The sequence below is a fragment of the Streptomyces filamentosus genome (genome assembly GCF_014654895.1).
Taxonomy (GTDB): Bacteria; Actinomycetota; Actinomycetes; order Streptomycetales; family Streptomycetaceae; genus Streptomyces; species Streptomyces filamentosus.
The window spans coordinates 800,127-812,415 of sequence record NZ_BNBE01000001.1; the positions used below are offsets into that span (position 1 = coordinate 800,127).

Consider the following 12,289-nt stretch of genomic DNA (forward strand, 5'->3'; position numbering starts at 1 on the left):
CCGGCTCAGCCGGCGGCGCCGGCGGACGGGGTCGCGGCGGGGGCCTCCGGGGAGGTCTGGCCGGCGGCCGGGGCCTCGGTGGGTCCGGCCGGGGTCTGCGGCGCCGTCGGCTCGGTGGTGGGCTCCGCGGGCTCCTGCGTCGGGGCCGTGGCGCCGTCGCCCGCGGTGCCGGTCGGGTCGGGGGCCGGGGCGGTCGTGGCGTCGCCGCCCGCCGTGCCGTCGCCGTCGCCGGGGGTGGCGCCGGTGGACGGGGCGGCGGGGTCCGTGGCGGTCCCCCGTCCGGCGCCTCGGCCGTCGCCCTGCCCGGCGGTGCCGGTCGGCGCGGGGGCCTGCCGGTCGGCGTCCTCCTCGCCCTGCTCCTGGTCCGGCGTCCGCTCCCGCTGCTCGGGGGCCTCCTGCTGTCCGCCGCCGCCGCGGACCACGGAGCCGAAGGTGGTGGTGCCCTGGGTGCCGCTGAAGTCCTCGCCGGAGACCAGCTCGTAGGTGGTGATGCCGCCCATGGTGACGCCGAAGACGAGGGCGGCGGCCAGCACCGGGCGCTTCCAGCCGCGCAGCCGGGTGCCGTGGGTGGTGGCCGAGCCGAACTCCTCGTCGTACGGGAACGGCGCCGGGGCCGGGGAGACCGTGCCGAGCATCAGCGTGCGGCCGTCGTCCGCCGGGGCGGGCGCCGGGACCTGACGCGCCCTCGGCTTGGCGGCGGCGGTCACGTCCCGCATCTGCCGGCCGGTGTGCTTGAAGAGCTGCTGGAAGAGCGGACCGCCGCAGGTGGCGATGACGCTGATCACACCGGCGCCGAGGATCGTGCCGTAGACCCCGAGGGTGGAGGCGAGTTTCGCGGCGATCACGGCGGCGAGGGCGCTGCCGGCGACCTGGGGCACGCTCAGGTCGATCTTCCGCTTGCCCTCCTCCGGGGCCCCGGGGTCGTCCTTCCCGGCCCCCGGGGTCCGTATCTCCGGTTCGTCCGTGTCGGTCGGCTGCCTGTGACGCATCTCCACCCTCTGCCTGGTCATCTGTTCCACCGTGCACCCAGAAGGGACATATGAGCGAAGCGAATAGTTCCGTTTCAGGGGGTTCTGTGAAGAGTGCCACGCGGGAGGAATGACGACGGGGGCCCAACTCCCGCACCCCCCGAGAAGTTGGGCGGCGCGCCGGTCCACCCGAGTGGCCCGAATGGAGTACATTGACGAACCCTGGGTCCGGACGCTTCCAGGCGCCCGGAAACGGAACCGCTACACAGTGTGACACCCAGTCACTATGGGTAGTGAACAGGTAACCGTGCCATAACGGCGGACCGGGGTCCACGCCCGACACGCCGGGCAACTCGGCAAGGTAGTGGCAGGCTGCACCCGGGCAGGCCACACTCGACTAGCGGAAGCAGCGACGCACGTGACGTCGGCAGGCACCACCCGGGAGGTCCCCATGCCCGAACTGCGTGTCGTGGCCGTCTCCAACGACGGCACACGACTGGTGCTCAAGGCTGCCGACAGCACGGAGTACACGCTTCCGATCGACGAGCGGCTGCGGGCGGCCGTGCGCAACGACCGCGCGCGCCTCGGCCAGATCGAGATCGAGGTGGAGAGCCACCTCCGCCCCCGTGACATCCAGGCGCGGATACGAGCCGGTGCCTCCGCGGAGGAGGTCGCCCAGCTCGCCGGCATCCCCGTCGACCGCGTCCGCCGCTTCGAGGGCCCCGTCCTCGCCGAGCGCGCCTTCATGGCCGAGCGCGCCCGCAAGACCCCCGTGCGCCGCCCCGGCGAGAACAGCGGGCCCCAGCTGGGCGAGGCGGTGCAGGAGCGGCTGCTGCTGCGCGGTGCCGACAAGGACACCGTGCAGTGGGACTCCTGGCGGCGCGACGACGGTACCTGGGAGGTGCTGCTGGTCTACCGGGTCGCCGGCGAGGTGCACACCGCCAGCTGGACCTACGACCCGCCGCGCCGGCTCGTCCAGGCCGTGGACGACGAGGCGCGGGCGCTGATCGGCGAGACCGACGACACCCTCGCCGCGCCGGAGCCGAGCTTCCCCTTCGTGCCGAGGATCGCCCGGCTGCCCCGGGACCGGCCGCTGGACCGCGCCCTGGACCGGCAGCTCGACCGGATCGCTCCGGCACCCCCGGCCGAGCCAGAGGAGGAGCGGGACTCGCTCACCAGCCTCCTGGAGGCGGTGCCGAGCTTCCGCGGCGACCTGGTCGTCCCCGAGCAGCCCGACACCGAGCCGTCCGACGAGGTCGAGGCGGAGGAGCCCCCGGCTCCCGCCGCCTCCGCCGGGGCGGGCGCGGCCTACGCCGACGTCCTCATGCCCCGCGCCGTCTCCGGCCACCGCGACCGGCTGCACGGCGCCACCGACCGGCAGGCGGAGGCCGACGGCGTCCGTCCGGGCCGCCGTGCGGCGGTCCCCAGCTGGGACGAGATCGTCTTCGGGACGCGCAGGAAGAAGCAGGAGTAGCAGGAGCGGGACGTACGACGGGGTCCGCACCGAGCGGTTCGGTGCGGACCCCGTGCGCGGGTCCCTCCAAGCGGGTCCTACTGCGGGTCGGGGCCCGTGGCGACCGGGCGGGACGGGTCCGAGGACCACTCCGACCAGGAGCCCGCGTAGAGGGCCGCCGGGATGCCGTCGAGCTCCAGGGCCAGCACCTCGTGGGCGCCGGAGACGCCCGAGCCGCAGTACACGCCGACCTCCGCCGCCTCCGTCGCGCCCAGCGCGGCGAAGCGGCCCCGGAGTGCGTCGGCAGCGAGGAAGAGCCCGCCGTCCGTGACGTTCTCCGTCGTCGGGGCCGAGTGGGCGCCCGGGATGTGGCCGCCGACCCGGTCGATGGGCTCCACGTCGCCCCGGTAGCGCTCGGCCGCCCGCGCGTCCAGGAGCAGCCCCGAGCGGGCCAGGGCCGCCGCCTCGTCCGCGTCGAGCAGCCGCAGCCCGCCCGGCTTCGGCACGAAGTCGCCCGGCTCCGGCTCCGGGACCTCCGTCGACAGCTCCCCCGGCCAGGCCGCCAGGCCGCCGTCGAGCACCCGCACGTCCTGGTGGCCCGTCCAGCGCAGCAGCCACCAGGCGCGGGCCGCGCCCCAGCCGAGCCCGCCGTCGTAGACCACCACGGGGCGGTCGGCGCGCACCCCGGCCCGGCGCATCGCCGCGCCGAAGGACTCGGGGTCGGGCAGCGGGTGCCGGCCGCCCTCCCCGGGCGGTCCGGCCAGTTCGGCGTCGAGGTCCACGTAGACCGCGCCGGGCAGGTGCCCGGCCTCGTACGCGGGACGTCCGGGCGGGCCCCCGAGGGTCCAGCGCACGTCCAGGAGGACCGGCGGGCGGGCTCCCGCCGACTCGCTCGCGAGTTCGCTTGCGGAGATGATGGGCTTCATGGGGTCATCCTCGCGCAGCCGCGGCGCGCGCGGGGACGGACCCGGCGTCCTCCCGGAGGATCGCGCCAGGCCGGGCGCGGCCGGGGCGCGCCGTGCGCGGCCCGGCACCAGCGCCGGCCGGGCACGGTCACGACCAGGGCCGAGGAGAGAGTGACCATGACCGAGGCGGCTCGGAGCGGCCCGGGGACACCCTGCTGGGTGAGTCTGATGGTGCACGGGATCGACGCGACGCGGGAGTTCTACCAGGCGCTCTTCGGCTGGGACTTCGTCCCCGGGCCGCAGCAGCTCGGCCCGTACGTACGGGCGCTGCTGGGCGGCCGGGAGGTGGCGGGCATCGGCCAGCTGCCCCCGGACCGGCACCTGGACACCGCCTGGACCACCTATCTCGCCGTGGCGGACGCCGACGAGACCGCGGAGACCGTGCGCTGCTGCGGCGGCACGGTGGCGGTGGGCCCGCTGGACGCGGGCGAGGCCGGCCGGATGGCGATCTGCTCCGACCCGACGGGGGCCGTCTTCGGCATCTGGCAGGCGGAGGCCCACCACGGCACCGCGCTCGCCGGACCGGCCGGCACGCCGGTGTGGAACGAGCTGCTGACCTACGAGACGGCCGCCGTCGGCAAGTTCTACCGGTCGGTCTTCGGGTACGAGGTCGAGCCGGTGGTCTCGACCGACTTCGACTACGCCACCCTGCACGTGGCGGGACGCCCGGTCGCCTCGCTGCACGGGGTGGGCGACGCGCTGGCCCGGGACCGGGGGCCGCACTGGATGACGTACTTCGAGGTCGACGACGCGGACGCGGCGGCCCGGCTGGTGACGGAGCTCGGCGGGCGGGTGCTGCGCCCGCCGCGGGACGGCACGGCGGGGCGGCTCGTCCTGGTCGCGGACCCGGAGGGCGCGGTGTTCACCCTCGTGAGGTCGCACGGCCGTTGACGGCCGCCGCTCCCCCGCCCCCCGTTCTCCCCCTGCCCGTCTCTAGCGGCGGCCCCTGACCAGGCTCCGGCGCTGCCGCGCGGGGGCCGCGGCGGGCTCGCCGCCGGGGAGGCCCAGCTGGGTCAGCCGGAGGGCGCCGAAGTGGTGGGCGACCGCCGGGTCGGCGTGGTGGGCCGCCAGGTACAGCTCGGTCTCGGCCCGCAGCTCCGGGTGGGCCTTGTGCCGCATGCAGTAGCCGACCGCCCGCACCAGCGGGGCCAGGGAGGCCGGGGCCGGGCCGGGGACGGCGGGCTCCCCGCCCTCCTCCAGGCCGGGGACGAGGTGGTCGACCACGGTCAGCGGGATCCGGTTGCTGTTCTCGAAGGGCGTCAGCCGCTCCAGGAGTTCGGCGGTGCCGACCCGGGCGACGGGGATGCCGTAGTAGACGGCGGCGGTGAGCATCGCCGTGGAGAAGCAGCCGACGACGAGGCGCAGCGCGCACCGCTCGTAGAAGGTCTCGGCGAGCAGCGGCACGTCGAGGACGGTGAGCCGGACCCCGGCCTCCTCGGCGGCCTCCCGCAGGGCGGTCGAGTAGCCGGCGGGGGCGGTCGGGTGCGGTTTGAAGACGATCGAGGAGTGGCCCCGGGCGGCGGCGCCGCGGAGCATCCGCACGTGGAGTTCCTCCTCCTCCTCGACGGTGAGGAGGCCGAGCGCGGCGAGGTACTGACCGAGGAGCAGCGCGGTGGGCTGGGCGGCCACGGCCTCGGCGACCGCCGGGTCGGCGTCCGCGTCCGCGGCGATCTCGGCGAGGACGGCGCGGAAGGCGTCGTCGGGCACGAGCGCGGACGGGGTGCCGTACTCGGTGAGGAGCATCGGGGTGAGGCCCGGCACCAGGTCGAGGTGGAGGAGCCGGCGGATGCGGCAGGCGAGGGACTGGGCGACGTCGGTGCGGGTGGGGCCGTAGCTCATCAGTCCGTCGGCGTACACCTCGACGGAGCTCTCCGGGAAGCAGGCGCCGAGCGCCTTCGCCGGGTTGACCTGGATGGACTCCACGACCAGTTCGACGCGGGCGGTGCCCAGGTCCCAGGCGGTGCGCAGCACGCGCTGCCAGAGCGGGGTCTCCTCGGGGCGCGGCGCCCAGGCGGCGGGGTGGTACGGGTGGATCGTCTCGTTCCAGTCGAGGACGCCGTCGAAGCGGGCCGCGATCCGGTCGTAGCCGGTCATGCTCTCCAGGCGGAGCGCCGTCTCGGGGATCTCGGCGTTGTGCGAGAGCAGCAGGAGGCGGCGGGCCTCGCCGGGGGCGCCGTACAGGCCGGCGTCGACGGCGGCGGCGACGGTCGCGGCGCCGTAGAGGGTGGAGACCTGGAAGATCTGGACCGGGCGGGGGCCGGTGGCCGTGTCGGTGGTCATGGTCAGCGGGTCCTTCCGGTCTCGCGCAGGCTCCGCAGGAGGGTGGCGCGGGGGGTGTCCATGGTGGCGAGGGTCTCTTCGAGGACGTCCTGCGGCATGCGGTGCAGGGCGTCGGCGACGTCGGCGCGGAGCCGTTCGGCGACCTCGGGCTCGTACTTCCCGGCCTTGTTCACGTGGAAGGCGATCATGGCGCAGTAGGTGCGGACGGCCTTGGGCAGGAAGCGGTCGGCGTCGCGGTCCCGGGAGACCTCCTCCAGGAGGAGGTCGTAGGAGGGGATGAAGTCGAGCTGGCGGTTGTCGCTGATCTGGGTGAGCGAGGTGGTGACGCCGCGCCGGTAGAAGACGCCGTGCAGGGAGAGGGCGGCGTAGGTGCGGGCCCTGAGGTGGAGGCGCCAGACCCAGAGCCGGTCCTCGGCGGTGCGCAGCTTGGTCTCGAAGCGGGACGCGCCGTCCTCGAAGAGGGTGCGGCCGTAGACGCCGAAGGGGACGAAGGGGTAGTCGACCATCGTGATCATGCTGGCCGGGGCGATGCCGTCGCGGGGGTCCATGACGGCGTCGCGGACCTTGGCGGGGGCGTACTTGACGTTCCGCTTGCGGCCCTCGGCGAGGACGTGGTCGGTGCGGGCGAAGTCGACGCCGAGGCGCTCCGTGCCGTCGACGGCGGCGCGGAGGTGGCCGGGGGCGTACCAGTCGTCGCCGTCGAGGAAGGTGACGTAGTCGCCGGTGGAGGCGTCGATGCCGGTGTTGCGGGCCTGGGCGACGCCGAGGTTGGTCTCGTGGCGGATGACCCGGGCGTTCGGGACGCGGTCCTTCCAGCGGTCGAGGACGTCCGGGGTCTCGTCGGTGGAGCAGTCGTCGATCAGCAGGAACTCGAAGTCCGGGTCCGCGTTGTGGGCGAGGCTGCGCATGGTGTCGGGGGCGTACGGCCCGACGTTGTGGAAGGGGACGACGACGGAGAGTTTGGGCACGCGGAGAATCCCCACACTGGATCGGAGGCGGACACGGATGGAATCGGGGGTGTCTTCCGGCTGTCAGGCGCCGGTACGGCGGGCAGCGTAATCGGCGTCCCGGCCGCTCGAACGAGCCTCGCGTGGACGGTCGGTGAACTCTTGCCGTCCCTCGGGCGAAGCCCCGGCGGGCCGCCCGGCACGGCGCCGGGCGAGGAGCGCGGTGGCGAGCAGGGCGAGCAGCGCGGCGGCCCCGGCGGCGGCGCCGAGCCGGACGCCGGGGGGCCGGTAGGAGCAGCTCACGCGGGTCGCGCGGCCGTCGAGGGGGACGGCGATCAGGCCCCGGTGGGAGCGGGCGGAGACGGGGGCGGCGGCGCCCGCGGCGCACCGCCAGCCGGTGGTGCGGGGGACGGCGACGACGGCGGTTCCGGTGCTGCCGGGCGGGAGTTCGGCGGTGAGGGTGTGGCCGGTGGCGGTGACGCGGGTGGCGCCGGTGGCGGTGAGCCGGGCGACGGCGGCGGCGAGCCGGGCGCGGTCGAGGCAGCCGACGGGCCGGTCGGGCAGCGTGAGGCCCTTCTCGGGGACCAGGTCGATCCGGATCCGGCCGTCGGCGGGGACGGTGCCGAGGGTGGCCATCGCGGCGCGGACGGCGGGCGGCCGGCCGTCGTAGTCGACGGGGGCGGCGCCGGCGAGGGCGGCGGTGCCGTGGTACTCGGGCGCCCAGAACCAGAGCGCGGTGCCGGCCGGGCAGCGGGCGGTCAGGGTGGTGCCGGTGCGGCGGACGGCGGGCTGCGCGTAGACGGCGGCGCCGAGGAGGAGTTCCTGGTTGCGGAAGGCCGAGTCGGCCGGGTCGACGGCGCCGGGCCCGCCGGGGCGGACGGTGACGAGCGGGGGCACGGGGGTGCGGGCGGTGGTCGCGGTGCCGCGGGGCGCGGCGTCCTGGCGCACCGGTTCGGTGGCCTCGGAACGGACCCGGGCGCCGATGGAGAAGATCGCGTCGGTCACCGGGTTGTCGAGGGTCTCGGGGTGGCGGCCCTTGGCGTAGTGGCCGAAGCCCAGGGAGTCGAGGGTGCGGGAGGTGTTCTCGGTGGTGAGGCTGGAGTAGGCGTCGGCGCCCTCGCCGCCGAGCAGCAGCGGTTCGTTGCCGCCGGGCAGCGGGCCGGGGTCGGTGCGGTACGCGGGCCACGCGTCGGCGCGGGCCGTCTCGGCGCCCACCGCCCGCTGCCACTCCCCGATCCGGGGCGCCCAGGCGACCTCGGCGCGCTGCTGCCGTTCGACGCGCATCCCCCCGACGGCCGTCTCGCCCGCCTGGGCGGCGAGCAGCAGCACGGCGGCGGCGACGGGCAGCGCGCGGGAGGCGCCGGCGGGGCGGGGGTCCGCGGCGGACCGGCCGGCGTGGCCGGCGGGCGCGCGGCGGGCGGCGCGGAGGGCGAGGAGCGCGGCGGCGAGGGCGAGCAGGGCCGCGGCGCCGGCCGCGGGGTAGGTCCAGGCGTCGATGTCGGGGCTGGTGCGGGCGGCGAGAGCGAGCGCCCCGAGGAGGACGGCGGCGCCGAGCAGGGCGGCGGGGCAGGGCACGCCCGGGGCGGCGGACAGCCAGGCGGCGACGAGGAGCAGGCCGCAGAGCACGAAGGTCTGGCGGTACGGGTTGCCGTTGGGCGAGGCGCCCGCGTGCCAGAGGAGGTGGGTCGGCCCCCACTGGAGGGAGAGCGTCACCAGGACGATCAGGACCGTCCAGGCCCGGCGGACGCGCGGGGCGACGGCCCGGTTGAAGGGCAGGGAGAGGGCGAGCACGAGCGCCGGCGTGCCGATGAAGAGGGCCGGCGTGTTCACCTGGGCGGTGGCGGGCAGGAGGCGGCCGAACAGCTCGGTCCAGGAGGCGGGCGCGAAGACGGTCTCGGGGGTCGGGTCGGCGTACTTCGTCCCGCTGAAGACGACGAGGACGAGCGGGGCGGCGAGCCCGACGCCGAGACAGACGGTCCACCCGGCGCGGAGCAGCGCGGCGAGGCGGCGGCGGGCGGCGGACGGGGCGCCCGGGGTGCCCTGGGCGTCGGCGGCGGGCGCGGCGCCCGTGACACCCGCACCGTTCGTGCCATCCGTGGCATCCGTACCGTCCGTGGCATCCGCGGTGAAGAGCCGAACGGCGAGGAAGAGGGCGGCGCCGAGGGTGGCCATGTAGGCGGTGTAGAAGTTCGCGATCCACGCGACGGCGACGACGAGCGGACCGAGGACGGGCCGGCGGCCGGTCCTGGCCCACTCCGCGACCAGGCAGAGCAGCGGGAAGGCGATGAGTCCGTCCAGCCACATGGGCACGGAGGCGCCGTGGTTGAAGGTCCAGCCGGAGAGCGCGTACGCGGCGCCGAGGAGCGCGGCGAGCGGCCACGGTCCGGCGGCCCGGCCCGCCGGGCGGAGCCGGATCAGCAGTGCGGCCATCGCCGCCCCCGCCGCGGCGATCTTGAGCACGGTGATGACGTACAGCGCGAGTTCCGGCCGGTCGGCCGGGAAGAGCACGACAAGCAGCGAGAAGGGGCTGCTCAGATAGGTGCCGATGTCGCCGAGGAAGCCCGCGCCGAAGCCGGAGTTCCAGTTGAGGAAGGCGTCCCCGTGGGTGTCGCCGAGGAGGAGGGCGCGCCAGTAGGCGTGGTACGGCAGGTACTGCTGGCCCAGGTCGACGACGTTGCGGGTGTACGGGCCGAGGGGGTGGCTGCGGGCCAGCGCGGTGGCCAGCACGAAGACCAGGGCGGCGAGCGGTCCGGCGGCGGCGGGGGCGAGCAGCAGCGGGTTCCGGGTGGCGCGGAGGCCGCCCCGTGCCCCGTCCCGGTCGGGGGCGGGCGCGGGTGTGGCGGCGGGTGGCACGGGTCCTCCAGGGAGCGCGAGGCTCGTCGGTCACCCGCGGCGAGCGCACGGCGGGACGGACCCATTACTCCTGGTTCGAGCGACCCGGAAAGGATCACCGGGCGATGTCCCGGCAGCCCCCGGGTGAACACCCGGTGTCGCCGCCGCCGTTCGGGGGAGGCGGCGGACCGGAGCGGGCTCCGGGGAGGGGCCGGACCGACGGGCCGCCCCTGACCCATGACCGGCCCACCGGCCGGCGACTCGGCCCTGGCCGGCGGTTCGCCCGCGGCCGACGGCTCAGCCCTGGCCGACCGGGAGGACGTCCGGCGAGAGGGCGCCCGCCTGGGCGGAGGCGGAGGTCATCCTCCGGCGGTGGTGGCGTCGGCACAGCACCTCGTACCCGACGACCTCCGGGGCGGTGTTCACGTCGCCGATGACGACCTGCTCGCCCTCGACGACCATGTGGCCGCCGACCGTGCGGGCGTTGTGGGTGGCGCGGGCGCCGCACCAGCACAGCGCCTCCACCTGGAGCTGTTCTATCCGGTCGGCGAGCTCGATCAGCCGCTGCGAGCCGGGGAAGAGCTTGGTCCGGAAATCGGTCGTGATGCCGAAGGCGTAGACGTCGAGCCCGAGGTCGTCGACGATGCGGGCGAGCTGGTCGATCTGCTCCGGGGCGAGGAACTGCGCCTCGTCCACGATCACGTAGTCCGCCTTGCCGCCCTTGGAGAGCTGGGCGACGAGGTACGCGTAGAGGTCCATACCCTCCGGGGCCTCGACGGCCTCGGTCACCAGGCCGAGCCGCGAGGACAGCTTGCCCGCGCCCGCCCGGTCGTCCCGGGTGAAGATCACGCCCTGGAGCCCGCGCGCGTCGCGGTTGTGCGCGATCTGGAGCGCCAGCGTGCTCTTTCCGCAGTCCATCGTTCCGGAGAAGAACACCAGCTCGGGCATGACGGGTCGAAGACCTTTCGGGGGTCGGAGGGAAGGGGGAGGGACGGGACGGCCGGGGCGCCGTCAGGAGCGGACCTCGAAGAGCGGCACGAGCTGCTCGGCGGGGGTCATCGACCCGTGCATGCCGGTCATCCGGGACTCCAGCGGCTCGCCGACCGAGGCGATCAGGGCCACGTCGTCGTGGGCGGCGGCGACGACGTCGCCGATCCGGCCGTACACCCGCTCGTCGACGGTGTCGCCGAACCAGCCGAGGTCGATGGCCTCGTCCCGGCCCGCGACCCAGAACTGCTCGCCGATGACCTCGCGCCAGCAGGTGAGGACGTCGGCCTCGGCGCCGGGGACGGCGTAGACGTGCCGGGCCCGGCCCTCGCCGCCGAGGAGGGCGACGCCGGCGCGCAGCTCCCAGTCCTCGTCGACGTCGATGCGGTGCTCCTCGTCGAAGGGGACGTCGACCATGCCGTGGTCGGCGGTGACGTACAGCGCGGAGCGGGCGGGCAGCTGCTCGGCGAGCCGCTGCACCAGCCGGTCGACGAGCATGAGCTGGCCGCGCCAGGCGTCCGAGTCGATGCCGAAGCGGTGCCCGGCGCCGTCGAGTTCGCTGTAGTACGTGTAGACCAGCGAGCGGTCGCCCGCGGCGAGCTGCTCGGCCGCGAGGTCCATCCGCTCCTCGCCGGAGAGCCGCCCGTGGAAGGTGCCGCCGCTGAGCGCGACCTGGGTGAGCGGGGTCTGCGCGAAGATCGGGGAGGACACCTGCGCGGTGTGGATCCCGGCCTCGTGGGCCAGCTGGAAGACGGTGGGGTACGGCTGCCACGCCTTCGGCGGGGTCCACGGACGCCACTTGAGCTGGTTCATCAGCTCGCCGGTCTCGGGGTTGCGGACCATGTAGCCGCCGAGGCCGTGGGTGCCGGGGTGGTGGCCGGTGCCGACGGAGGCGAGCGAGGTCGCGGTGGTGGCGGGGAAGCCTGCGGTGATCGGCAGGCCGGTGCCGCCGCGCGAGGAGCCGAGCAGCGAGGTCAGGTAGGGGGCCTCGGCCGGGTGGGCGAGGATCTGCTCCCAGCCGAGCCCGTCGACGAGGAAGACGCAGACCCGGTCGGCGGGGGCGAGTCCGGCGATCCGCGCCTCGAAGCCCGGCACGCCCTGGCCCGCGACGAGGGTCGGCAGCAGGTCGCCGAGGGAGCCGGAGCCGTACGCGGGCACCGGGGCGGACTCCGGGGCGAGCGGGACCGGGTCGTCCGGCCAGCCGTGGGAGACGGAGGTCGGCTGGGCCATCAGCGGCCGGCCGTGGGGGCGGTCGCGGCGGTGGCCTCGGAGAGCGCCTGGGCGAAGACGAGGGTCTGCCGGACGGTGTCCGGGCCATCGCCGGCCTCGCTGACCCGCAGGCTGAGGTCGTCCGCGGTGGCGTTGCCGGTGTAGCCGTGGTCGGCGTCGCAGTTCGGGTCGCCGCAGGCGGCGGGCTCCAGGTCGATCCGGGAGACGGCGCCCCAGCCGATGGTGAGGACGACCTCGCGGGGGACGGAGCCCGGGGTGTACGACTCCGGGTTGGCCACGACGCGGCTGACCACGACCGACGAGATCCGGTCGAGCTTCACGGACTCGGTGGAGGTGGTGGCGTACGGGCTCGGGGAGCTGCTGTCGGCGGCCTGCTCGTCGGTGTGGCTGACGATGAAGCGGCTCGGGGTCAGCACGAGGACGGTGACGTGGCGCCGGACCTCGTTGGCGTCGAAGGTGGTCTCCTGGTGGACCACGTACGACGCGACGTCCTCGCCGCCGACGGCGGCCTCCACCGCCTCGGCCACGAGTGCCGGGTAGTAGCCGCTGCGCTCGATCGCCGCGCGCAGCCCCTGGGTCGTCGTACCGCTCTTCGCCATGGACTCCATCCTACGGGGCTGCGGGGGC

10 protein-coding genes are annotated in these 12,289 nt (G+C 75.5%); 2 read left to right on the forward strand and 8 right to left on the reverse strand.

Going from position 1 to position 12,289, the window contains the following annotated elements; genetic code table 11:
* Positions 1-5: 5 nt before the first annotated feature.
* A complete protein-coding gene (locus IE326_RS03465; protein WP_229915191.1) occupies positions 6-1,010 on the reverse strand; it encodes a hypothetical protein in 1,005 nt (334 codons plus the stop codon).
* 376 nt (positions 1,011-1,386) lie between these two features.
* On the opposite strand from IE326_RS03465, the gene sepH reads away from it, so the two are divergent.
* On the forward strand, positions 1,387-2,442 hold the full coding sequence (gene sepH / locus IE326_RS03470) for a septation protein SepH (RefSeq protein ID WP_150236044.1): 1,056 nt from the start codon (positions 1,387-1,389) through the stop codon (positions 2,440-2,442).
* Between the two features lie 77 nt (positions 2,443-2,519).
* Here the strand turns inward: sepH and IE326_RS03475 are convergent, their stop codons facing one another.
* Positions 2,520-3,347 carry a sulfurtransferase gene (locus tag IE326_RS03475; protein ID WP_190040786.1) on the reverse strand — a complete coding sequence of 276 codons (828 nt, stop codon included), beginning with the start codon at positions 3,345-3,347 and terminating at the stop codon, positions 2,520-2,522.
* Between the two features lie 156 nt (positions 3,348-3,503).
* Here IE326_RS03475 and IE326_RS03480 point away from each other — a divergent pair, with 156 nt between their 5' ends.
* Positions 3,504-4,277 (forward strand): VOC family protein, encoded by a 774-nt coding sequence (locus IE326_RS03480; protein ID WP_150236046.1) that lies wholly within the window; start codon positions 3,504-3,506, stop codon positions 4,275-4,277.
* Positions 4,278-4,319: 42 nt separating this feature from the next.
* Here IE326_RS03480 and IE326_RS03485 read toward each other — a convergent pair whose 3' ends face one another.
* From IE326_RS03485 to IE326_RS03510, 6 genes are all read right to left on the reverse strand, one after another.
* Positions 4,320-5,666 carry a polysialyltransferase family glycosyltransferase gene (locus IE326_RS03485; RefSeq protein WP_190040787.1) on the reverse strand — a complete coding sequence of 449 codons (1,347 nt, stop codon included), beginning with the start codon at positions 5,664-5,666 and terminating at the stop codon, positions 4,320-4,322.
* A 2-nt stretch (positions 5,667-5,668) separates the two neighbouring features.
* Positions 5,669-6,634: a glycosyltransferase family 2 protein gene (locus IE326_RS03490; RefSeq protein WP_150236048.1), complete on the reverse strand. Its 966-nt coding sequence runs from the start codon at positions 6,632-6,634 to the stop codon at positions 5,669-5,671.
* A gap of 63 nt (positions 6,635-6,697) precedes the next feature.
* Positions 6,698-9,466 carry a YfhO family protein gene (locus tag IE326_RS03495; RefSeq protein WP_190040788.1) on the reverse strand — a complete coding sequence of 923 codons (2,769 nt, stop codon included), beginning with the start codon at positions 9,464-9,466 and terminating at the stop codon, positions 6,698-6,700.
* Positions 9,467-9,742: 276 nt separating this feature from the next.
* Positions 9,743-10,393, reverse strand: coding sequence for a thymidine kinase (locus IE326_RS03500; RefSeq protein ID WP_150236049.1), 651 nt, complete (start codon positions 10,391-10,393; stop codon positions 9,743-9,745).
* A 63-nt stretch (positions 10,394-10,456) separates the two neighbouring features.
* Positions 10,457-11,662, reverse strand: a complete 1,206-nt coding sequence (locus IE326_RS03505) for an alkaline phosphatase family protein (protein WP_150236050.1) — start codon at positions 11,660-11,662, stop codon at positions 10,457-10,459.
* A complete protein-coding gene (locus IE326_RS03510; RefSeq protein ID WP_030754326.1) occupies positions 11,662-12,261 on the reverse strand; it encodes a DUF5998 family protein in 600 nt (199 codons plus the stop codon). Before IE326_RS03510 ends, IE326_RS03505 begins: the two co-directional genes overlap by 1 nt.
* Positions 12,262-12,289: the final 28 nt, after the last annotated feature.

Coding starts and splice junctions, on each gene's coding strand:
- IE326_RS03465 (WP_229915191.1), bottom strand. CDS start 1,010: ATGACCAGGCAGAGGGTGGAGATGCGTCACAGGCAGCCGACCGACACG.
- IE326_RS03475 (WP_190040786.1), bottom strand. CDS start 3,347: ATGAAGCCCATCATCTCCGCAAGCGAACTCGCGAGCGAGTCGGCGGGA.
- IE326_RS03480 (WP_150236046.1), top strand. CDS start 3,504: ATGACCGAGGCGGCTCGGAGCGGCCCGGGGACACCCTGCTGGGTGAGT.
- IE326_RS03485 (WP_190040787.1), bottom strand. CDS start 5,666: ATGACCACCGACACGGCCACCGGCCCCCGCCCGGTCCAGATCTTCCAG.
- IE326_RS03500 (WP_150236049.1), bottom strand. CDS start 10,393: ATGCCCGAGCTGGTGTTCTTCTCCGGAACGATGGACTGCGGAAAGAGC.
- IE326_RS03505 (WP_150236050.1), bottom strand. CDS start 11,662: ATGGCCCAGCCGACCTCCGTCTCCCACGGCTGGCCGGACGACCCGGTC.
- IE326_RS03510 (WP_030754326.1), bottom strand. CDS start 12,261: ATGGCGAAGAGCGGTACGACGACCCAGGGGCTGCGCGCGGCGATCGAG.